Origin of the sequence: Segeticoccus rhizosphaerae (genome assembly GCF_005222685.1) — a bacterium.
Classification (GTDB): domain Bacteria; phylum Actinomycetota; class Actinomycetes; order Actinomycetales; family Dermatophilaceae; genus Segeticoccus; species Segeticoccus rhizosphaerae.
The window spans coordinates 40,621-60,197 of record NZ_SWMA01000016.1; the positions used below are offsets into that span (position 1 = coordinate 40,621).

Below are 19,577 nucleotides of genomic sequence, written 5' to 3' on the forward strand. Positions count from 1 at the left end.
AACAACTGACCACAGCAACCTCATCGGTCACACGCGCCTCCGGGCCGCCTGCACCTCCCCGAAGTCCGACCTCCCCGCCGGTACAGTGGCCCTCGATCATCGCCGGCCAGAGGGAGCCCATCGCTCGTGTACGTCAAGAGCCTGACCATGCGGGGCTTCAAGTCCTTCGCCTCCGCGACGTCCATGCAGCTCGAGCCGGGAATCACCTGCATCGTCGGGCCCAATGGGTCGGGCAAGTCCAACGTCGTCGACGCGCTCGCCTGGGTGATGGGGGAGCAGGGCGCCAAGAGCCTGCGCGGCGGCAAGATGGAGGACGTCATCTTCGCGGGGACGTCCGGCCGGGCCCCGCTCGGACGGGCGGAGGTCGCGCTCACCATCGACAACAGCGACGGTGCGCTGCCGATCGACTACACCGAGGTGACGATCAAGCGCATCATGTTCCGCGGTGGAGGTTCCGAGTACGCCATCAACGGCACCCACTGTCGGCTGCTCGACATCCAGGAGCTGCTCTCCGACTCGGGCATCGGTCGCGAGATGCACGTCATCGTGGGCCAGGGCCAGCTCGACACGGTGCTGCGGGCCACGCCCGAGGAGCGCCGCGGCTTCATCGAGGAGGCGGCCGGCGTCCTCAAGCACCGCAAGCGCAAGGAACGCGCCCTGCGCAAGCTCGACGCGATGGAGGGCAACCTCACCCGCGTCACCGACCTCACCTCCGAGATCCGGCGCCAGCTCGGGCCGCTCGGCCGGCAGGCCGAGACCGCGCGCCAGGCCGCCGTGATCCAGGCCGACGTGCGTGATGCCCGGTTGCGGCTCCTCGCCGACGACCTGGTCCAGCTGACCAGCACCCTCGAGCAGGACGTCGCGGACGAAACCGCCCTGATCACCCACCGCACCGAGGTGGAGCAGTCACTGGCCGCGGCCCAGGAGCGTATGACGTCGCTCGAGGAGGAGTCGCGCGAGGCCGCCCCGTTGGTGGCCAAGGCGCAGGAGCAGTGGTTTGCCCTGTCCTCGCTGCGCGAGAGGCTCACCGCGACCGGTGACCTCGCCGCTGAGCGGGTCCGGCTGCTCACCGCCGACGAGCAGGAGGAGCAGCCCGCGGGGCGGCGTGATCCCGACGAGCTGCGTGCCCAGGCTGCACAGGTGCGTGAGCAGGAGCAGGTGCTGCTGACCGAGGTGGAGCAGGCACAGCAGCACCTTCAGGATGCCGTGTCGCACCGCGCCGAAGTCGAGTCAGCCCACGCCGAGGAGCAGCAGCGACTGGCCCGGCTCCTGCGGGCCGCCGCGGACCGCCGGGAGGGCCTTGCCAAGCTGGCCGGCCAGGTGGCGGCGCGGCGCAGCCGGATCGAGGCGGGAGAGGCCGAGATCGGCCGGCTCCGGGAGAACCTCGCCGAGAGCACCACGCGGGCGCAGGCTGCCGAGCAGGAGTTCGCCGCCCTCGAGTCCTCCGTGGCCGTCGACGAGGAGGGCGAGGAGGGGCTCGACACCGCCCACGAGCAGGCCGCCGCCGAGCTGGAACAGGCCCGCGCCGAGGTCGACCGGCTTCGGGAGTCCAAGCGAGCGGCCGAGCGCGACCGGTCTTCCCTGACTGCCCGTCTGGAGGCCCTCGAGCTCGGGCTGCGCCGCAAGGACGGAGCCGCCGCGTTGCTGGCCTCCACCGAGCGGCTGGAGGGCATCGACGGGTCTGTTGCTGCGGTGGTGCAGGTCGCACCGGGGCACGAGACCGCGGTGGCGGCCGCACTGGACTGGGCCGCCGACGCTCTCGTGGTCTCATCGGTGGACAGCGCCCGCCGTGCCCTGCAGACGCTGCGCGACGACGACTCGGGCCGCGCCGGCATGCTCCTCGGAGCCACGGCACGTCCGGGCGCACCCGGCCCCTGGCCGCAGCTGCCTGGCAACGCAGCGGTCTGGGCGCGCGAGGTGGTCACCGCGCCCGAGCAGGTACGTCCCGCCCTCGAGCAGCTCCTGGACCGGGTCGCCCTGGTCCCGGACGCCGACACCGCGGCTGCGCTGCTCGAGCGTGGCGACGGCGTCACCGCAGTGACGGCCGACGGCGACGTCTTCGCGCCCGGCTACGTGCGAGGGGGCAGCGCCTCCGCGCCCAGCCTGATCGAGACACAGGCGGCCGTCGACGAGACGCGAGAGCGCATCCAGGACGCGTCTCGCCGGACCGACGAGGCGAAGTTCGCACTCGCGACCGCCACCGAGCGCGTCACGCGAGCCGAGGACGCCGTGGAGCACACCCTCGAGCGGCTGCACGAGTCCGACGCACGCCTCGCCGCCGTTGCGGAGAAGCTCGGTCAGCTCGGGGCCGTGGTGCGAGGCGCGCGCGGCGAGGGCGACCGGGTCGAGCACGCGATCGCGACCGCGGAGCAGGCGCTGGAGAGCGACCGCGCCGAGCTCGCGGACCTGCAGGAGCGGCTCGCGGCAGCCGACGAGGAGCCGGTGGAGGAGGAGCCGTCCACCGACGAGCGCGATCGGTTGGCGGCTGCCGCCAGCCAGGCCCGGGCCGACGAGACCGAGCAGCGGCTCCGCCTTCGCACCAGCGAGGAGCGCGCTCGGGCCCTGCACGGTCGTGCCGACTCCCTGGAGTCCGCTGCCCGCGCCGAGCTCGAGGCCCGTGAGCGGCTGGCCGCCCGCCGGGAGCGCCGCCGCCGGCAGGCCGACGTCGCGCGGGCCGTGGTGCTCGGCGCCCGACGCGCCGTGGAGCAGGTGTCTGCGTCACTGCAGGTCGCCGCCGTCGCCCGCACCGAGGCCGAGGAGGCCCGCACCGCGCGGGAGTCGACTCTGGCGACGGTGCGCCGGGAGGTGTCATCGCTGGGTGACCAGCTGCGTGAGCTGACCGACTCGGTGCACCGGGACGAGGTCGCGCGCACCCAGCAGCGGTTGCGCATCGAGACCCTGCAGGCCAAGGCGGTCGAGGAACTGGGGATCGACCCGGAGGTGCTGGTCGAGGACTTCGGCCCGCACCAGCTGGTCCCGCCGGTGCCCGACCCGAAGGCCGACCCCGACGCCGCTCCGCCGGAGCCGGGGCCCTTTGTCAGGGAGGCACAGGAGAAGCGGCTGCGCCGGGCCGAGCGCAAGATGTCGGCGCTGGGCAAGGTCAACCCGCTGGCGCTCGAGGAGTACTCCGCGCTGGAGGAGCGGCACAAGTTCCTCACCGAGCAGCTCGAGGACCTCAAGAGCTCCAAGCGCGACCTGATGGACATCGTCCGCGAGGTCGACGAGCGCGTGCAGAAGGTCTTCGCGGAGGCCTTCGAGGACACCGCCGCACAGTTCGAGGGGGTCTTCGGCCGGCTGTTCCCGGGTGGCGAGGGCCGGCTCCTCCTCACCGACCCCGACGACCTGCTGACGACGGGCATCGAGGTGGAGGCACGGCCGCCCGGCAAAAAGATCAAGCGCCTCTCGCTGCTCTCCGGTGGCGAGCGGTCCCTGGTGGCGGTGGCCCTGCTGGTCTCCATCTTCAAGGCGCGCCCCAGCCCCTTCTACATCATGGACGAGGTCGAGGCCGCCCTCGACGATGCCAACCTGGGACGCCTGATCACCCTGTTCGAGGAGCTGCGCGACTCCAGCCAGCTGATCGTCATCACACACCAGAAGCGCACGATGGAGATCGCGGACGCCCTGTATGGCGTGACGATGCGGGGCGACGGGGTCACCACCGTCGTCTCCCAACGGCTGCGGGACCTGCAGGACGAGAGCGCCTAGCCGCGACGCAGGACGGCGGTGGAGCGGAGCGACCCTGAGGCCACGGAGCGCGGCCACAGGCATATCCCGGCGGCTACACGGCATACCACTCGACGGTGGGTCGGAAAGTGCTGAATCGACGTGATGTGGACCACACCTGCGGCGAGTCGATTGGTGCTGTCGTCGACCAGCAGTGCACTCTAGACCCATGGTGCTCCTCATCCTCGGCATGCTCGTGTGCATCGGCCTGGCCGCGCTCGTCGTGGCGCTCGTCGCGATCCCGGCACGACGGGAGGGGCGCGAGGTCCTCACTCCCAAGGGGGAGGAGGTCGTGAGCGCGGTGAAGAACCGGACCGGCAACGCGTTGAACCGCACCGGTGACGCCGTCGGCACGGCGAGGTCGCGCACCGGCGAAGCGGTGACGAGTGCCCGGGCCAAGCGCTCCGCTGACGCCAGGACCGAGCCGGCCGACCAGACGCCGGACGAGGCGCCGAAGAGCCGGTCCGCGGGGCGTGCCGACGACTCGGCGGACAGCGACCCGGACACCCAGGTGGGTCGCGCAGGCTGACGCCGACACACCGCTTGGCGGTAGCTGCTCCGGTCACCCCCCAACGGGTGGGGTGACCCTTCTTCGTCTGGGAGAATCTCCGCCGTGGACACTCTTTGGGAAATCGTCGGCGCCGCCGTCCTGATCGCCGTCGTCGCCGTGGGCCTGGTCGTGGGCCTCTTCCGGGGAAAGCGCGGCAAGCAGTCCACCCTGCCGCCGCGGGCGCAGACCGGCACCCGGCCGGGTGGCGCTCCGACCGCCGCTGACGACGAACGCACCCGCGACTCCTCCGGCGGACGCACCGGCACGGTGGAGCCGCCGGCGCGTCCGACCGCCCCCGAGGTGGAGGAACCCGCCGAGGCGGTCGTCGAGACGCCGGCTCCGGCGCGAGGCCGGCTGCAGCGGCTGCGCGCCCGACTCGCCCGGTCCAACACCGCCTTCGGCCAAAGCCTGCTGGCGCTGTTGTCCAGGGGTGGGCTGGACGAGGAGGCCTGGGAGGAGGTGGAGGACACCCTGCTGGCCTCTGACCTCGGCGTCGAGGCCGCCACCGAGCTGGTGGACGCGCTGCGGACCCGCGTGAAGGTCGAGGGGGTGCAGGACGAGGCGACCGTGCGCGCCTGGCTCCGCGAGGACCTGTTGCGGCTCGTCGACCCGGGCATGGACCGGTCGGTGGCGTCGTCGCGGGTCGGTGGCCGGCCGGCGGTGGTCCTCGTCGTCGGCGTCAACGGCACCGGAAAGACCACGACCGTCGGCAAGCTCGCGCGAGTGCTCGTCGCCGAGGACAAGGACGTCATCCTCGGTGCGGCCGACACGTTCCGTGCTGCAGCGGCCGATCAGCTCCAGACCTGGGGGGAGCGGGTCGGCGTGCCGACCGTGCGGTCCCACAAGGACGGCGCGGATCCCGCCGCCGTGGCGTTCGATGCGGTCAAGGGTGCGGTCGAGCTCGAGGCCGACGTGGTCCTCATCGACACCGCGGGTCGGTTGCACAACAAGGTCGGGCTGATGGACGAGCTCGGCAAGGTCAAGCGCGTCGTCGAGAAGCAGAGCCCCATCGACGAGGTGCTCCTCGTCCTCGACGCCACGACCGGACAGAACGGCATGCGTCAGGCCGAGGTCTTCAGCGAGGTCGTGGCCGTGACCGGTATCGTCCTGACCAAGCTGGACGGCACCGCCAAGGGCGGCATCGTCGTGGCCGTGCAGCGCCGGTTGGGCGTGCCGGTCAAGCTCGTCGGTCTCGGTGAGGGACCCGACGACCTCGCGCCGTTCGACCCCGAGGCCTTCGTCGACGCCCTGATCTCCTGACCCGCGCGCGGCGTGGGCGCGCCGGTCAGGTCGCCGTCCTTTGGCAGCAGGGGCGGGCGGGGGGCTAGGCTGGCGAGCACTCACGGTGAGGTGGTGACGATTGGTGGAGCAGGTCCTGGTCACGGGGCTCGGTGCGATCACTCCCGTGGGCAGGGACGTGCCGAACACGTGGTCGGCCCTGCTCGCCGGCAAGTCGGGCATCGGGCCGATCAGCTCGTTCGACGCGTCCCGGCTCTCGACCCGGATCGCGGGTGAGGTCAAGGATTTCGACCCATCAGAGGTCCTCGACACCAAGCGGCTGCGCCGGACCGCTCGCGTGAGCCAGTTCGCCGTTGCCGCCGCTCGTGAGGCGGTGGCCGACGCAGCCCTGGACCTCGAGGGAGAGGACCGGTCACGCATCGGCGTCGTGGTCAACACCGCTGTGGGGGCGATGGGCGAGGTCGAGAAGGCGGCCCGCACCCTGGACGACCCGCACGGCCGCACCACCCGCCGGGTGAGTCCCTACTTCGTGTCGTCGGTGATCCCGAACATGCCCGCGTGCGAGGTCGCCATCGATCTCGGCGTGCACGGGCCCGTGACCGCGAGCGCCCTCGCGTGCGCCAGCGGCAGCTACGCGTTGCTCGAGGCGAGGCGGTTGATCCTGTCGGGCGAGGCCGATGTCGTGGTCTGCGGTGGCACCGATGCCGCGATCACCGAGGTGATGTTCGAGGGGCTGACCACGATGGGCGCCCTGTCCCGACTCAACGACGAGCCCCAGCTCGCGAGCCGTCCCTTCGACGCCGACCGGGACGGCTTCGTGTTCGCCGAAGGGGCCGTGGTCGTGGTGCTGGAGTCGGCCACGCACGCGCGCGAGCGGGGCGCGACGGCATACGCCCAGCTGCTCGGAGGGGCGCTGACATCGGATGCCTTCCACGTCAGTGCCCCCGAGCCGTCGGGAACATATGCGGCAGAGGCGATCCGACAAGCCCTGCAGCGGACCGGGGTGGGGCCGCAGGAGATCGACTACATCTGCGCCCACGGCACCTCCACCCGCGCCAACGACCGCACCGAGACCGCAGCCATCAGATCGGCCCTGGGTTCGGCGGCCGACCAGGTTGCGGTGAGCTCGCCGAAGTCGATGGTGGGGCACCTCATCGGTGCGGCCGGGTCGCTTTCCGCGATGGTGTGCGCGCTGGCCATCCGGGACGGCCAGGTACCGCCCACCGTCAACCTCGAGACGCCCGACCCGGAATGCGACCTCGACTACGTGCCCGGCCGTGCGCGGGAGCTCCGCGTGGACACGGCCGTCGCCAACGCGTTCGGCTTCGGGGGCCAGAACTGCGTCATCGTGCTTCGGGCCCCTGGCCCTGACGCCCCGGCCAGACGGCTCGAATAGGCAACTCGGGGAAGAAGGAGGTGTGGTTTGTCCGGCTACCGTTATGAGTCAAGGGCATTCCGTGCGACCTTTGAACGCCACTTCACCTACCTCACCGGGTTCAGCCGGAATGTGCACCGGTATGCCGACCGGCCGGCCCTGTCCGACGCGGTCACCGACCGCCGGTGGACCTATGCCGAGCTCGGCGGCGAGGTCGACGCGTTGGCGGCGGGGTTGGTGGCCACTGGGGTGAGGCCCCGGGAGGTCATCGTCTTCCAGCTGTTCAACACCCCGGAGTTCGCCTTGTTGTGGCTGGCGGCCCAGCGGATGGGCGCGATCGCCTGTCCGATCAACTTCCGGCTCTCACCGGGGGAGACCGCCCACGTCCTCGACGACAGCACGCCCGCCGTCTACTTCTTCGACGCCGCGCTGGTCGACACGGCGTGGGGCGCGCTCGATATCGCCGAGCACCGTCCGGATCGCGTCATCGTGGTCGACCCGGAGAAGACCGGCGCGACCGGTCCGGCGGCGACATCGTTCGCCGAACTGGCCGACCACCGTCGTGACGCACCGGCATGGCCGCACGCCACCGCCTACGACGAGACGACGCGCCTCTACACATCGGGCACGACCGGCCAGCCGAAAGGAGTGTCGCTCAACGCCGCCGTGGAGATCCTCACGGCCCACGACGTCATCATGCACTTCCCGCTGACCCCCGAGGACAAGACCCTCAACATGACGCCGTGGTTCCATCGGGGCGGGCTCTACTCGGGCGGGCCGAGCCCGGTCTTCTACGTCGGCGCCGAGTCGGTGGCGTTGCGCCACTTCGACGCTGCGACGGTGCTCGATCTGGTGGCCGACCGTGGGCTGAGCTTCCTGATCGGGGCGCCGACCAACCTCGCGCTGCTCTCGGACGAGCAGGAGGTGCGACCCCGCGATCTGGGGACGCTGAGGGGCATCGTGACCATGGGCGCGCCCCTCGAGCGGGCGGCCTGCCTGCGCTACCAGGAGGTCCTCACGCCCGACATCTTCAACGGCTACGGCACGACCGAGGCCTTCTGGAACACCTTCCTGCGCCCGAGCGACCTTCCGGACCACGCGGGCAGCGCAGGACGGGCCTGCACGGACGACGACGTGGCGGTCGTCAAGGTCTATCCCGACCGCCTGGCAGCACCGGACGACCTCGCGGCCAAGGACGGGACCGAGGTCGGCGAGGTCATCGTGCGGTCGATGAAGGCCGGCCAGTCCTACGTCGACCAGGGCGAGGACCAGAAGGGGCGGTTCCGCGCCGGCTGGCTCTACATCGGCGACCTCGCGGTCTGGGACGCCCAGGAATACGTCACCATCGTCGGCCGCAAGGACGACATGATCCTGTCCGGCGGCGAGAACGTCTACCCCATGCAGGTCGAGGAGGCACTCAATTCCTGTCCGGCGGTGCAGGACTCGATCGTGGTGGGGATGCCCGACGAGCAGTGGGGCGAGCGGGTGGTGGCGTATGTCGTGTGCGCCGACCGGGTCGCGAGCGTCCAGGACCTCGACCGGTTCTGCCGGGCCCACCCGCTGCTGGCCCAGTTCAAGCGCCCCCGCGCCTACCGGTTCGTGGAGGAGCTCCCGATGACGCCGACCGGCAAGAAGATGCGCTTCGTGCTGCGCGAGCAGGCACCCAAGGACGACGCCGAGGGACTCTTCCAGAAGCCTTGAGCCAAGGCGCCGAAGGGCTGCCCCGAAACCTGGTGTTCACACAGCGGGTTCATTTCTGACACGGTCGTAACGCGGGAGGACCGCAGCGGTAACACGCCTCCTCGATGCTGTGCGGCATGGAAATCAGCAGCGGTGACACCGCGTGGGTCCTGACCAGCGCCGCGATGGTGCTGCTCATGACCCCGGGCCTGGCCCTGTTCTACGGCGGCATGGTGCGCGCCAAGAGCGTCCTGGCGATGATGATGATGAGCTTCGGCGCGATGGCGACTGTCGGTGTCGCGTGGGTGCTCTGGGGTTACAGCGAGGCCTTCGGTGAGTCGTGGCACGGATTGGTCGGCAACCCCTTCGCGCACTTCGGGCTGTCCGGCCTGATGGCTGCCGACAGTGTGGTCGGGACGATTCCGACGTTGGCGTTCGTCGCCTTCCAGGCCGTCTTCGCCGTGATCACGGTGGCGCTGATCAGCGGCGCGATCGCGGAGCGGGCGAAGTTCGTGACGTGGCTGGTGTTCACGGTCGTCTGGGCGACCGTCGTCTACTTCCCGGTGGCGCACTGGGTCTTCGCCTTCGACGGGCTGGCCGCCGACCGCGGCGGCTGGATCGCCAACCAGCTGCATGCGATCGACTTCGCCGGCGGCACCGCTGTCCACATCAACGCGGGTGCCGCAGGACTCGCCCTCGCGTTGGTGCTGGGGCGGCGGATCGATCTCGGCCGCAGGACGATCCGGCCACACAACCTCACCATGGTGATGCTCGGCACGGGTCTGCTGTGGTTCGGGTGGTTCGGCTTCAACGCGGGATCGGCGCTCGGCGCCAACGGGGTCGCGGCTCTGGCCTTCGTCAACACGATCGCGGCCACCGGGGCCGGTCTGCTCGGGTGGCTGGTGACCGAAGGGCTGCGGGACGGCCGCGGCTCGTCGTTGGGAGCGGCCTCGGGCGTCGTCGCAGGGCTGGTCGCAATCACACCGGCCGCGAACTCCGTCACGCCCGTTGGCGCGATCGGTCTCGGTCTGGTCGCGGGCGCCGTGTGCGCGGCGGCGGTCGGCCTCAAGCACCGGCTCGGAGTCGATGACAGCCTCGACGTCGTCGGCGTACACCTCGTCGGTGGCCTCGTGGGCACCGTGGGCATCGGTTTCCTGGCGTCCTCCGCGGCGCCGGCCGGGGTCGACGGCCTCCTGTACGGCGGTGGCCCGGCTCAGCTGGCACGGCAGGCGGTCGCGGCGCTCGCCGTGGTGGCCTTCTCCTTCACGGCGACCTATGCCATCGGGACGGTCCTGCACCGCACGCTCGGTCTCCGAATCGGCCCGGAGGCCGAGTTGGCCGGGGCCGACCGCGACCAGCACGGTGAGGCCGCCTACGACCTGGCCAGGCTGGCGGGTGCCGCGTGGGAGGCATCGCTGCCGGAGCAGCCTGCCCCGGTGCCGGCCCCGGCACACGAGCAGGTGGACGAGCCGGCATACGAACGGGTGGGCGAAGGCGTGGCGTCGTAGGGGCGTGAACCTGGCGACACGGCGACACCGAGCGGGGTTCCGCGTGTGGAAGCGCGCGCAGGCGGAGGCCTGAGCATCCCCGCCGGACCGTTAACCTTGGGCACGTGTTCACCAGCCTGTCTGACCGACTGACCGTCACCTTCAAGAACCTCAAGCGCAAGGGCCGACTCTCCGAGTCCGACGTCAATGCGACGGTGCGCGACATCCGCCTCGCCCTGCTCGACGCCGACGTGGCGGTGCCGGTCGTCAAGGAGTTCACCAGAGGGGTCCGCGAACGGGCGCTGGGGGCCGAGGTCAGCGAGGCGCTCAACCCGGCCCAGCAGGTCGTCAAGATCGTCAACGACGAGCTGGTGGGCATCCTCGGTGGCGAGACCCGGCGCATCGAGTTCGCCAAGACCCCGCCGACGGTGATCATGCTGGCGGGGCTGCAGGGTTCCGGTAAGACGACGTTCGCCGGCAAGCTGGGCAAGTGGCTGGCCGACCAGGGCCACACCCCCATCCTCGTCGCGGCCGACCTCCAGCGGCCCAATGCCGTCACCCAGCTCGAGGTCGTGGGCCAGCGCGCCGGCGTGCCGGTGTTCGCGCCCGAGCGCGGCAACGTCGGTGGCCACGACGCGGCGCTCGAGAGCGGTGAGGGCACCCGCTCCTTCGGCGACCCGGTCGACGTCGCGCTCGACGGCGTCGAGCACGCCCGCAAGCAGCAGCACGACGTGGTCATCATCGACACCGCCGGTCGGCTCGCAGTCGACGTCGAGCTCATGCAGCAGGCGCACGACATCAAGATCGAGACGAAGGCCGACGAGGTCCTCTTCGTCATCGACGCGATGATCGGCCAGGCGGCCGTCGAGACGGCCGAGGCGTTCCAGCGCGGGGTGGGCTTCTCCGGCGTCGTGCTGTCCAAGCTGGACGGTGACGCGCGCGGTGGTGCCGCGTTGTCGGTGGCCACCGTCACCGGACGGCCGATCATGTTCGCCTCGACCGGTGAGCAGGTCAAGGACATCGAGGTCTTCCACCCCGATCGGATGGCGTCTCGGATCCTCGACATGGGCGACGTGCTCACCCTGATCGAGCAGGCCGAGAAGGCGTTCGACCGCGCCCAGGCCGCCGAGATGACGCGGAAGTTCATGGCGGAGGAGGACTTCACCTTCGACGACTTCCTGCAGCAGATGTCGGCCATCAAGAAGATGGGATCGCTCAAGTCGATGCTCGGCATGATGCCGGGCATGGCCGGGATGAAGGACCAGCTCGCCAACCTCGACGAGCGAGAGTTCGACCGGGTCGAGGCGATGGTGCAGTCGATGACGCCGTTCGAGCGGACCCACCCCAAGCAGATCAACGGGTCCCGCCGGGCGCGCATCGCCAAGGGATCCGGTGTGACGGTCTCCCAGGTCAACCAGCTGCTCGAACGCTTCGGCGAGGCGCAGAAGATGATGCGCCAGCTCCGCCGCGGCGGTGGCATGCCGGGCGTGCCCGGGATGCCGAGCCTGGGCGGTGGGAAGAAGGGCAAGCAGGTCAAGCGCAAGAAGGGCAAGAGCGGCAACCCTGCCAAGCGTGCGGCCGAGGAGAAGGCCCTCGAGCAGAAGGAGGAGCAGGCTCGCGCCGCGGCGATGGGGTCCGCCTTCGGTGATGTCGGTGGGGACGGTGGGAGCGCCGAACCGAACGACGAGTCCATGGACCCGACGAACCTCCAGCTCCCCAAGGGGTTCGAGAAGTTCCTCGGCAAGTAGCCCGGAGCACGCCCCGTCGACTCGCCCTGACCGGGGCCGGGCAGGCCTGCCACGTCGGTCGCCCTTCGGCGATGTCGAGCGGCCCGGCGCCTCCGGCGTTACGGTGAGGGATATGGAGGCTCCGCAACGAGGGCCTGATCCTCGCAAATCCAGCACGACCGTAACGCGCGGAGCCCTGGTCGGCCTGTTGGTGGGCCTCGTGATCGGCGTGATCTTCCTCGACAACATCGGCGTGGGCATCGCCCTCGGCATCGCGCTCGCCGTGGCCGGTGGAGTGCTGGTGAGCGCACGCGACAACAAGCCGAAGCGCTGACCCGCGCACGTCGACGGTCGCGCCGCCCTCCCGGGTCGGCGCCGGCTCGGTAGGGTCGCGTTCATGACCTCAGGCACTGTGCACGTCAAGGGGAAGATCCTGGTCGGGCCCGAGGAGGTGCGTGACGAGATCTGGGTGGTGGACGGCACCGTCTCCTTCACGCCGCCGTCGGCCGGGGCGAAGGTGCAGACCGTCCACGGCTGGGTGCTACCCGGGCTCGTCGACGCCCACTGCCACGTCGGTCTCGACGCCCACGGCGCGGTGGACGACTCCACCAGCGAGAAGCAGGCCGTGGCCGATCGGGAGGCCGGCACGCTGCTCATCCGCGACGCAGGATCTCCCGCCGACACCCGCTGGATCGACGATCGGGAGGACCTGCCCCGGATCATCCGCGCGGGCCGCCACATCGCCCGGACCCGACGCTACATCCGCAACTTCGGGTGGGAGATCGAGCCGGAGGACCTGGTCGCCTACGTCCGCCAGGAGGCGCGGGCGGGAGACGGTTGGGTGAAGCTGGTCGGCGACTGGATCGACCGGGACACCGGTGACCTCAGTCCCTGCTGGCCACGCGAAGCCCTCGCGGCCGCGATCGCCGCCGCCCACGAGGAGGGCGCCCGCGTCACGGCGCACTGCTTCGGCGAGGAGTCGCTGCACGACTTCGCGGCCGCCGGCACCGACTGCATCGAGCACGCGACCGGACTGCAGGACGACACGATCGGAGCGTTCGCGGCCCAGGGCATCGCCATCGTGCCCACCCTGGTCAACATCGCGACCTTCGAGTCCATCGCCCGATCCGCCGAGGGCAAGTTCCCCACGTATGCCGCGCACATGCGAGACCTGCACGCGCGCCGCCACGACACGGTTGCCAAGGCGCACGAGGCCGGCATCCCGATCTTCGTCGGCACTGACGCGGGTGGATCGCTGCCGCACGGGTTGGTCGCCCAGGAGGCGCTCGAGCTGACCCGCGCCGGCTTCAGCACGGCGCAGGCCCTCGATGCCGCCTGCTGGGGCGCGCGCCGCTGGCTGCGCAGACCCGGCCTCGAGGAGGGGGAGAGCGCCGACTTCGTCGTCTACGGTACCGATCCCCGCGACGACATCGCCGTGCTCGCGGACCCGGAGCTGATCGTGTTGCGAGGCCATGTTGCCCCCTGACCTGCACGCCGACGGCGAACAGGTCCGCGTGCACACCATCGCCCCGGCCGACGTCGCGCCCTACCGTCGCGCGGTGGAGCAGTCACGGCGCCGGATCGCCCGGTGGAACCCGGTGAATCCCGACGACATCCGGGGCCACTTGGCGGCCCAGTCGCGCTCTCACCGCACTTTTCTCGTCCGCGCGCACCATCCCGAGGGCGACCACGACGTGGTCGGCAAGGTCAACGTCACGGGCGTCGTCCACGGGCGGTTCAGGTCTGCGGCGTTGGGCTACGACGCCTACGACCCGTATGCCGGTCGTGGCCTCTTCTCCGAAGGGATCAGCCTCGTGATCGGGGTGGCGTTCGCCGCCGAGCCGGAGGGGATGGGGCTGCACCGGGTCGAGGCCAACGTCCAACCCGGCAATGTCACCTCGGCGGGTCTACTACGTGGGTTGGGGTTTCGGTACGAGGGCTTCACGCCGCGGATGATGTGGATGGCGGACGTGGCCGGGCGGGAGCAGTGGCGAGACCACGACCGCTACGCGTTGACGGCAGAGGAGTGGCCTGCTCCCGCCTTCCCGGCGCAGGAGCCGCATCGCCTGGCCTGCTTGGTGGGCGGAGAGCCCGGCCCGGGCAGGACCGGGTTCGCCCGCCGACTGGCCCGGGAGCTGGCCCTCCCGCTCTTCTCCCAGGACGTGGTCAACGACCGGACGACCCTCTACCGGCTGCTGGCGGAGTCACCCGTGGGCGCGGTCGTCGAGGCCGACCTGTCGCCGGACGACAACGAGGAGCTGCGCGAAGTGCTGGCCGGCGTCGGGCTCGACCCGGCAGCGGTCCTCGAGATCTGGTGTAGGGCAGGGGAGACGGATGGTTCGGCGCGGACACGGGCATGGGGCGAGGTCCTGAGCGTCGACACCTCGAGCCCCGTCCCCGACCGGGAGGTGGTGCGTGCGGCCCTGGAGGTCCGGCGTGTCACCGCGCTGCGAGCTCGTCCGGCCGGTTGATCCCCGACCCGTGGACGTCGGCTGAATCGAGACGCACCGTGCGCCGGTGGGCACGCACGGAGATGGCGACGGCCGCGGCCCACAGCAGGTAGAGGACGGCATACACCGCGTAGCGGGTGACGTCACCCGCGTCGACCCAGTCGCTGCGCAGCAGCGTGCGTGCGTTGGTCACGACGATCAGGCCTCCGACGAGCGAGCCGAGGATGCGCGGCGGCAGGTGGCGCACCAGCCAGGCGGCGATGGGGGCGGCCACGACGCCACCGGCCAGGAGTGCGACGACCCAGACGACGTCGATGCCCTGCGACCCGAGGGCGAACAGGAAGCCGAGACTCGCGGCGACCGAGACGAGGAACTCGCTGGTGTCGATGGACCCGATGACCTTGCGCGGCTCGAGGCGGCCGCTGGCCAGGATCGCCGGCGTGCCGACCGGCCCCCAGCCTCCGCCGCCGGTGGAGTCGACGAAGCCGGCGACGAGGCCGAGCGGCCCGAGGAATCGCTTGCGCAGCGGCTTGTCCAACTTGTCCTGTGGCAGCCCCTTGACGGTGAAGCGAGTGAGCACGTAGACCCCGAGGGCCAGGAGCACGACGGACATCAGCGGGGCCGCGACCTCGGTGGACAGCCTCGACAGGAAGGTCGCACCGGCGAACGCGCCGACAGCACCCGGGATGCCGATCCGCAGGACGACCCCCCAGTCGACGTTGCCGAACCGCCAGTGGGAGGCCCCGGACACCAAGGTGGTGCCGATCTCCGCAAGGTGGACGGTCGCCGAGGCGGCGGCCGGGTTCGCGCCGATGGCGAGCAACAGGGTCGTGGAGGTGACGCCGTAGGCCATGCCCAGGCTGCCGTCCACGAGCTGCGCGCCCAGGCCCACGAGGGCGAGCAGGATCAGTCTGCGCATGTCCTTCACCACATCTCTGATTCGGTGTCACCGAGGAGGCACCGGGCCGGCGCCTCTCTCGTCATAACCTTCTGAACACGTAGGAATAATAGGATTAAAGGAAAAGGTTGTCCAGCTGTCGCTCGGGAACCCGGCTCGCAGGCACGGCAACGCGGCATGCGCCACAATCGGCGCGTGGACATCTCAGCGAAGGTCGACTACGCCGTCCGGGCGCTGCTCGGCATCGCCGAGGCAACCGTCGGCGGCCGGGAGCCGGTGTCGGTCGAGACCCTGGTGCAGCAGCAACAGCTGCCCCGCAAGTTCCTGGAGGCGATCCTCGCCGACCTGCGCCGCAGCGGGCTGGTCACCAGCCAGCGGGGGCCGCGGGGTGGGTACCGCCTCGCGAAGGATGCGTCCCAGGTCACCGTCGGCGACGTGTTCCGTGCGGTGGACGGACCCCTGGCCGAGGTGCGGGGCCTGCGGCCGCAGGACACGGCATACACCGGCGTGGCCGAGCATCTGCCGACGGTGTGGGTGGCCGTGCGAGCCAGTCTGCGGAGGGTCCTCGACGAGACCTCCATCGAGCAGCTGCGCAGCGGTCGGTTGCCGGCTCACGTCACGCGGCTCGCGGCGGCGCCGGACGCCTGGGAGAACCGCTGAGCTCCTGCCGGTCCGGGCCTGCGCGGGCGCGCGTTCGGTATCCGTCGCGGGTTCTGGCAGAATGTCCGGCGTACCCGTCCGGTCGCGGCCCCTCTCTCCGCCCCAGGACGTGTCAACTGCAGCCTGTGCGTCCCGTGTCCCCACGCGGACCGCGCAACGGGCTCACCCGATTCCAGAAACAGGAGACACCACCCACGTGGCCGTCAAGATTCGTTTGAAGCGCCTCGGCAAGATCCGGGCACCGTACTACCGCGTCGTCGTCATGGACTCGCGGGCCAAGCGCGATGGCCGGGCCATCGAGGAGATCGGCAAGTACCACCCGACGCAGGAGCCGTCTCTCATCGAGATCGACTCCGAGCGCGCGCAGTACTGGCTCGGTGTCGGCGCGCAGCCGACCGAGCAGGTCGCCGCGTTGCTCAAGGTGACCGGCGACTGGCAGAAGTTCAAGGGCGAGCCGGGTGCCGAGGGCACTCTCAAGCTGGCCGAGCCGAAGGCCGACAAGAAGGCCCTCTTCGACGCGGCGAGCAAGGCCGCGGCCGACGAGCCCAAGGACGGCGCCACCACGCCCAGGAAGAAGAAGTCCGCCAAGGCTGACGATTCCAAGGCTGACGACTCCAAGGCTGATGAGTCCAAGGCCGATGAGTCCAAGGCCGGCGAGGCGAAGGCCGACGACGTCACGTTCGAGGGCAAGGCGGGCAGCCAGGCCGAGTCGGACCAGGCCGTCACCGCGCACGAGGGCCTCTCGGAGGAGGGCGCCAAGGCCGATGTCACGCCGGCCACGGCCGCTGACGACAACGAGAAGTCCAGCGGGGCCGAGGTGCCGACCGCACCCGCCGACGCCGACCAGGCCGACGCGCAGCCGGCCCTGCCGACCGACGCCGACGCGTCCGAGGCCTGATCGTGCTCGAGGAGGCGCTCGAGCACCTCGTCAAGGGCATCGTCGACCACGACGAGGACGTCGTCGTGCGGCACAAGGAGCTGCGCCGCGGTGAGCTGCTCGAGGTGCGCGTCCACCCCGATGACCTTGGTCGCGTGATCGGTCGGTCCGGTCGCACCGCCGGTGCCCTGCGCACCGTGGTCGGCGCCCTCGCCGGCGGCAAGCAGGTGCGGGTCGACATCGTCGACACGGACCGCTCCCGGTAGGACGTCAGCCGGGTCGCGGCCCGCGGAGCGGAGCAACCGAGCAGCACAGCACCACACGACAGGGGTATGTCGGGACCGCGAGTTCCGACATACCCCTGCGTCGTGTGGTGAGGACCAGGAAGAGGACCACGGAAGGAGCGGCACGTGGCCGTCGTCGTCGCACGCATCGGCAAGGCGCACGGACTCCGGGGTGAGGTGACCGTGCGCGTGCACACCGACACACCCGACGAGCGATTCGTGGTGGGCGCGCGCTTCGAGACCGAGCCGGCGTCGGCGGGGCCGCTCACGCTGCGTTCGGTGCGCGACCACAACGGGATCCTGCTGCTCGGTTTCGAGGAGGCGTCGGACCGCACCGGGGCCGAGGGCCTGCGCGGCACGCGGCTGCTGGCAGCGGAGGAGGCCGACGCCGAGGACGCGTGGTACGAGGACGACCTGGTCGGCCTCGCCGTGGTCGACGTGCATGGTCACAGCCTCGGCGAGGTGACCGGCCTGGAGAGCCGACCGGCCCAGGACCTGCTGGTCCTGCGGCTGGCCGACGGACGCACCGCCCGGGTCCCCTTCGTCGCACAGCTGGTGCCCGAGGTGGACGTCGACGGCGGCCGGGTCGTCGTCGACCCCCCCGAGGGCCTGCTCGACCTGGACGAGGGCTGACCGCCGTGCGGCTGGACCTCGTCACGATCTTCCCCGACTACCTGGCGCCACTCGACCTGTCGCTCATCGGCAAGGCCCGGCGCCAGGGCTTGCTCGACGTGCACGTGCACGACCTGCGGTCGTTCACCCACGACCGGCACCGCACCGTCGACGACACGCCCTACGGCGGCGGCCCGGGCATGGTCATGCGTCCGGAGCCCTGGGGCGAGGCGCTCGACCACCTCGTCGAGCAGGAGGGCCCCACGGTCAGGCCACGACTGTTGGTGCCGGGGCCGGGCGGGAAGCCCTTCACCCAGGCGATGGCGCGAGAGCTCGCGCACGAGCCGTGGCTGGCGTTTGCCTGCGGCCGCTACGAGGGCATCGACGAGCGCGTCTACGAGTATGCCGGGCAGGACCTCGGGCTCGACGTCACGACGGTCTCCCTCGGCGACTACGTCGTCAACGGCGGGGAGGTCGCCGTCCTCGCCATGGTGGAGGCGATCGCCCGGCTCGTCCCCGGCGTCATCGGCAATGCCGAGTCACTCGTCGAGGAGTCGCACGAGGACGGCCTGCTGGAGTACCCCGTCTTCACCAAGCCGCCGCAGTGGCACGGCCGTTCGGTGCCCGACGTGTTGCTGTCGGGCGACCACGGCGCGATTGCCGACTGGCGCCACCAGCAACGGCTCGAACGCACCGCCGCGCGCCGGCCCGACCTCCTGCACGTGTCGGCGTCGCTCGGCGTCGACGGTCTCGAGGTCACCCCCGCCCAGCCTTCCGACGTCGGGGAGCTGGTCACCCTGCAGCGCGCCTGCTGGTTGCCCGAGGCCGTCGACACCGAACCGGGGCAGATTCCCGCGGTGACCGAGTCGATGGACCAGGCCGCGCGCGGACTGCGCGAGTGGCAGACCTTCGTGGTGCGCTCGGGCGGCCGGCTCGTCGGGTCGGTCCGCGGCCGACTCGCGCCGGGCGACGAGACCGTCTGGCAGATCGCTAGGGTCATGGTGGCCCCGGACCTGCAGGGCAGGGGCCTCGGCCGCGCGCTGCTCGTGTTCGCGGAGGGGCTCGCGCCCGGGTCGGTGCGCACGCTGTGGCTCACCACCGGCGCGCAGAACACCCGAAACCAGCGGTTCTACCGGCGCGCGGGCTATCGGCGACGGGCCGGCGAGCCGAGCTGCCCCGGCGCTGTCGACCTCACCAAACGGCGTCCGAGGCCGGCTGGCTAGTCGATCAGCGCTCGGTCCAGGTCGGCGGGCAACAGGCGGCGCGCCCCGATGAACCGGTCCGCGACTCCGGCCGTGACGGTCTGGGTGGCCATGACGCCGAAGAGCACCAGCAGCTGTGCCGTCGCGGCCTGGGCCGGGGTGCCGCCACCGAGCATGACGCCGATGAAGGCGCCCGGCAGGGTGACCACGCCGGACGTCCGGACCTGGTCGAGCCCCGGCAACAGGGCCTCGGGCGTGCGCCGGTGGATGATCTCGGCGATGCCCTGGGACGGCGACATACCCAGCGACAGGCACGCCTCATACTGCCCGTGCTCCTCCCGCAGGGCAGCGAACACGCGACGCCCCACCAGAGTGTGTGCCGTCATCGTGTTGCCGATGATGATGCCGGCGATCGGGATCAGCGCGATGCCCTTCACGGGGACGGCACCGGACACGAACAGCACACCCAGCACGGGCACGATCCCGCACGCCATCGCGAGGGCGGTCCAGGCCCAGGCCGCCGGCCGGGCCTCCACCCGCCGCGCGGTCGTGAGGACGGCCATCGTGAACATCACCACCACCAGCAGGCAGGACAGCGCCAGGTGGCTGATCACCGAGGCGATCAGGAGGGCGGCGACGCCGAGCTGCAGGGTGGCTCGCACGCCTGCGACGACGACGGCCCGCTCCAGTCGCAGACCTGCGACCAGGTGGGCGGCCACGGTGATCACCATGAGGGTCACCATCGCCGCCGCGACGGACCAGCCGGGGTTGATGGTCACGGGCAAACCGTAGTGCGCGTATGACGTCCGGCAC

Annotated in this window: 16 protein-coding genes; 14 read left to right on the forward strand and 2 right to left on the reverse strand. The window is 71.1% G+C overall.

From position 1 onward, the window contains the following. Positions 1 to 126: 126 nt before the first annotated feature. The 9 genes from smc (at position 127) to FCN22_RS12235 (ending at position 14,252) form a co-directional block, all read left to right on the forward strand. Positions 127 to 3,705, forward strand: coding sequence for a chromosome segregation protein SMC (gene smc / locus FCN22_RS12190; RefSeq protein WP_137121829.1), 3,579 nt, complete (start codon positions 127 to 129; stop codon positions 3,703 to 3,705). 187 nt (positions 3,706 to 3,892) lie between these two features. Then, the gene (locus FCN22_RS12195; RefSeq protein WP_137121830.1) at positions 3,893 to 4,252 is read left to right on the forward strand and encodes a hypothetical protein; all 360 of its coding nucleotides are present in this window, start codon (positions 3,893 to 3,895) and stop codon (positions 4,250 to 4,252) included. Positions 4,253 to 4,327: 75 nt separating this feature from the next. Beyond that, positions 4,328 to 5,533 (forward strand): signal recognition particle-docking protein FtsY, encoded by a 1,206-nt coding sequence (gene ftsY / locus FCN22_RS12200; RefSeq protein ID WP_137121831.1) that lies wholly within the window; start codon positions 4,328 to 4,330, stop codon positions 5,531 to 5,533. Between the two features lie 103 nt (positions 5,534 to 5,636). Next, positions 5,637 to 6,908, forward strand: coding sequence for a beta-ketoacyl-ACP synthase II (gene fabF, locus FCN22_RS12205; protein WP_202911551.1), 1,272 nt, complete (start codon positions 5,637 to 5,639; stop codon positions 6,906 to 6,908). Positions 6,909 to 6,935: 27 nt separating this feature from the next. Further along, a complete protein-coding gene (locus FCN22_RS12210) occupies positions 6,936 to 8,588 on the forward strand; it encodes a class I adenylate-forming enzyme family protein (protein WP_137121832.1) in 1,653 nt (550 codons plus the stop codon). A gap of 116 nt (positions 8,589 to 8,704) precedes the next feature. Next, positions 8,705 to 10,075 carry an ammonium transporter gene (locus FCN22_RS12215; RefSeq protein WP_202911552.1) on the forward strand — a complete coding sequence of 457 codons (1,371 nt, stop codon included), beginning with the start codon at positions 8,705 to 8,707 and terminating at the stop codon, positions 10,073 to 10,075. A gap of 104 nt (positions 10,076 to 10,179) precedes the next feature. Further along, positions 10,180 to 11,802 (forward strand): signal recognition particle protein, encoded by a 1,623-nt coding sequence (gene ffh, locus FCN22_RS12220; RefSeq protein ID WP_137121833.1) that lies wholly within the window; start codon positions 10,180 to 10,182, stop codon positions 11,800 to 11,802. A 376-nt stretch (positions 11,803 to 12,178) separates the two neighbouring features. Continuing rightward, the gene (locus tag FCN22_RS12230; RefSeq protein WP_137121835.1) at positions 12,179 to 13,267 is read left to right on the forward strand and encodes an amidohydrolase family protein; all 1,089 of its coding nucleotides are present in this window, start codon (positions 12,179 to 12,181) and stop codon (positions 13,265 to 13,267) included. After that, complete coding sequence (locus FCN22_RS12235) at positions 13,254 to 14,252, forward strand: GNAT family N-acetyltransferase (RefSeq protein WP_137121836.1); 999 nt, start codon at positions 13,254 to 13,256, stop codon at positions 14,250 to 14,252. The genes FCN22_RS12230 and FCN22_RS12235 overlap by 14 nt, the downstream gene beginning before the upstream one ends. Here FCN22_RS12235 and FCN22_RS12240 read toward each other — a convergent pair. After that, entirely contained in the window at positions 14,221 to 15,150 is a 930-nt protein-coding gene (locus FCN22_RS12240) for a sulfite exporter TauE/SafE family protein (RefSeq protein ID WP_137121837.1), read from the reverse strand. The two genes, FCN22_RS12235 and FCN22_RS12240, sit on opposite strands and share 32 nt — an antisense overlap. Before the next feature lie 174 nt (positions 15,151 to 15,324). Here FCN22_RS12240 and FCN22_RS12245 point away from each other — a divergent pair, with 174 nt between their 5' ends. The 5 genes from FCN22_RS12245 (at position 15,325) to trmD (ending at position 18,785) form a co-directional block, all read left to right on the forward strand. After that, complete coding sequence (locus FCN22_RS12245; protein ID WP_137121838.1) at positions 15,325 to 15,789, forward strand: RrF2 family transcriptional regulator; 465 nt, start codon at positions 15,325 to 15,327, stop codon at positions 15,787 to 15,789. A 196-nt stretch (positions 15,790 to 15,985) separates the two neighbouring features. Continuing rightward, a complete protein-coding gene (rpsP, locus tag FCN22_RS22950; protein WP_202911553.1) occupies positions 15,986 to 16,687 on the forward strand; it encodes a 30S ribosomal protein S16 in 702 nt (233 codons plus the stop codon). 2 nt (positions 16,688 to 16,689) lie between these two features. Continuing rightward, positions 16,690 to 16,932, forward strand: a complete 243-nt coding sequence (locus FCN22_RS12255; RefSeq protein ID WP_137121839.1) for an RNA-binding protein — start codon at positions 16,690 to 16,692, stop codon at positions 16,930 to 16,932. A 144-nt stretch (positions 16,933 to 17,076) separates the two neighbouring features. After that, a complete protein-coding gene (gene rimM / locus FCN22_RS12260; RefSeq protein ID WP_137121840.1) occupies positions 17,077 to 17,583 on the forward strand; it encodes a ribosome maturation factor RimM in 507 nt (168 codons plus the stop codon). A gap of 5 nt (positions 17,584 to 17,588) precedes the next feature. Continuing rightward, positions 17,589 to 18,785, forward strand: a complete 1,197-nt coding sequence (trmD, locus tag FCN22_RS12265) for a tRNA (guanosine(37)-N1)-methyltransferase TrmD (protein WP_137121841.1) — start codon at positions 17,589 to 17,591, stop codon at positions 18,783 to 18,785. Here the strand turns inward: trmD and FCN22_RS12270 are convergent. Then, a complete protein-coding gene (locus FCN22_RS12270) occupies positions 18,782 to 19,543 on the reverse strand; it encodes an ABC transporter permease (protein WP_137121842.1) in 762 nt (253 codons plus the stop codon). The genes trmD and FCN22_RS12270 overlap by 4 nt on opposite strands. Positions 19,544 to 19,577: the final 34 nt, after the last annotated feature.

Bases quoted from the DNA above. Each gene is read 5' to 3' on its own strand.
- FCN22_RS12195 (WP_137121830.1), top strand. From the start codon at position 3,893: ATGGTGCTCCTCATCCTCGGCATGCTCGTGTGCATCGGCCTGGCCGCG.
- FCN22_RS12235 (WP_137121836.1), top strand. From the start codon at position 13,254: ATGTTGCCCCCTGACCTGCACGCCGACGGCGAACAGGTCCGCGTGCAC.
- FCN22_RS12215 (WP_202911552.1), top strand. From the start codon at position 8,705: ATGGAAATCAGCAGCGGTGACACCGCGTGGGTCCTGACCAGCGCCGCG.
- FCN22_RS12240 (WP_137121837.1), bottom strand. From the start codon at position 15,150: ATGCGCAGACTGATCCTGCTCGCCCTCGTGGGCCTGGGCGCGCAGCTC.
- FCN22_RS12230 (WP_137121835.1), top strand. From the start codon at position 12,179: ATGACCTCAGGCACTGTGCACGTCAAGGGGAAGATCCTGGTCGGGCCC.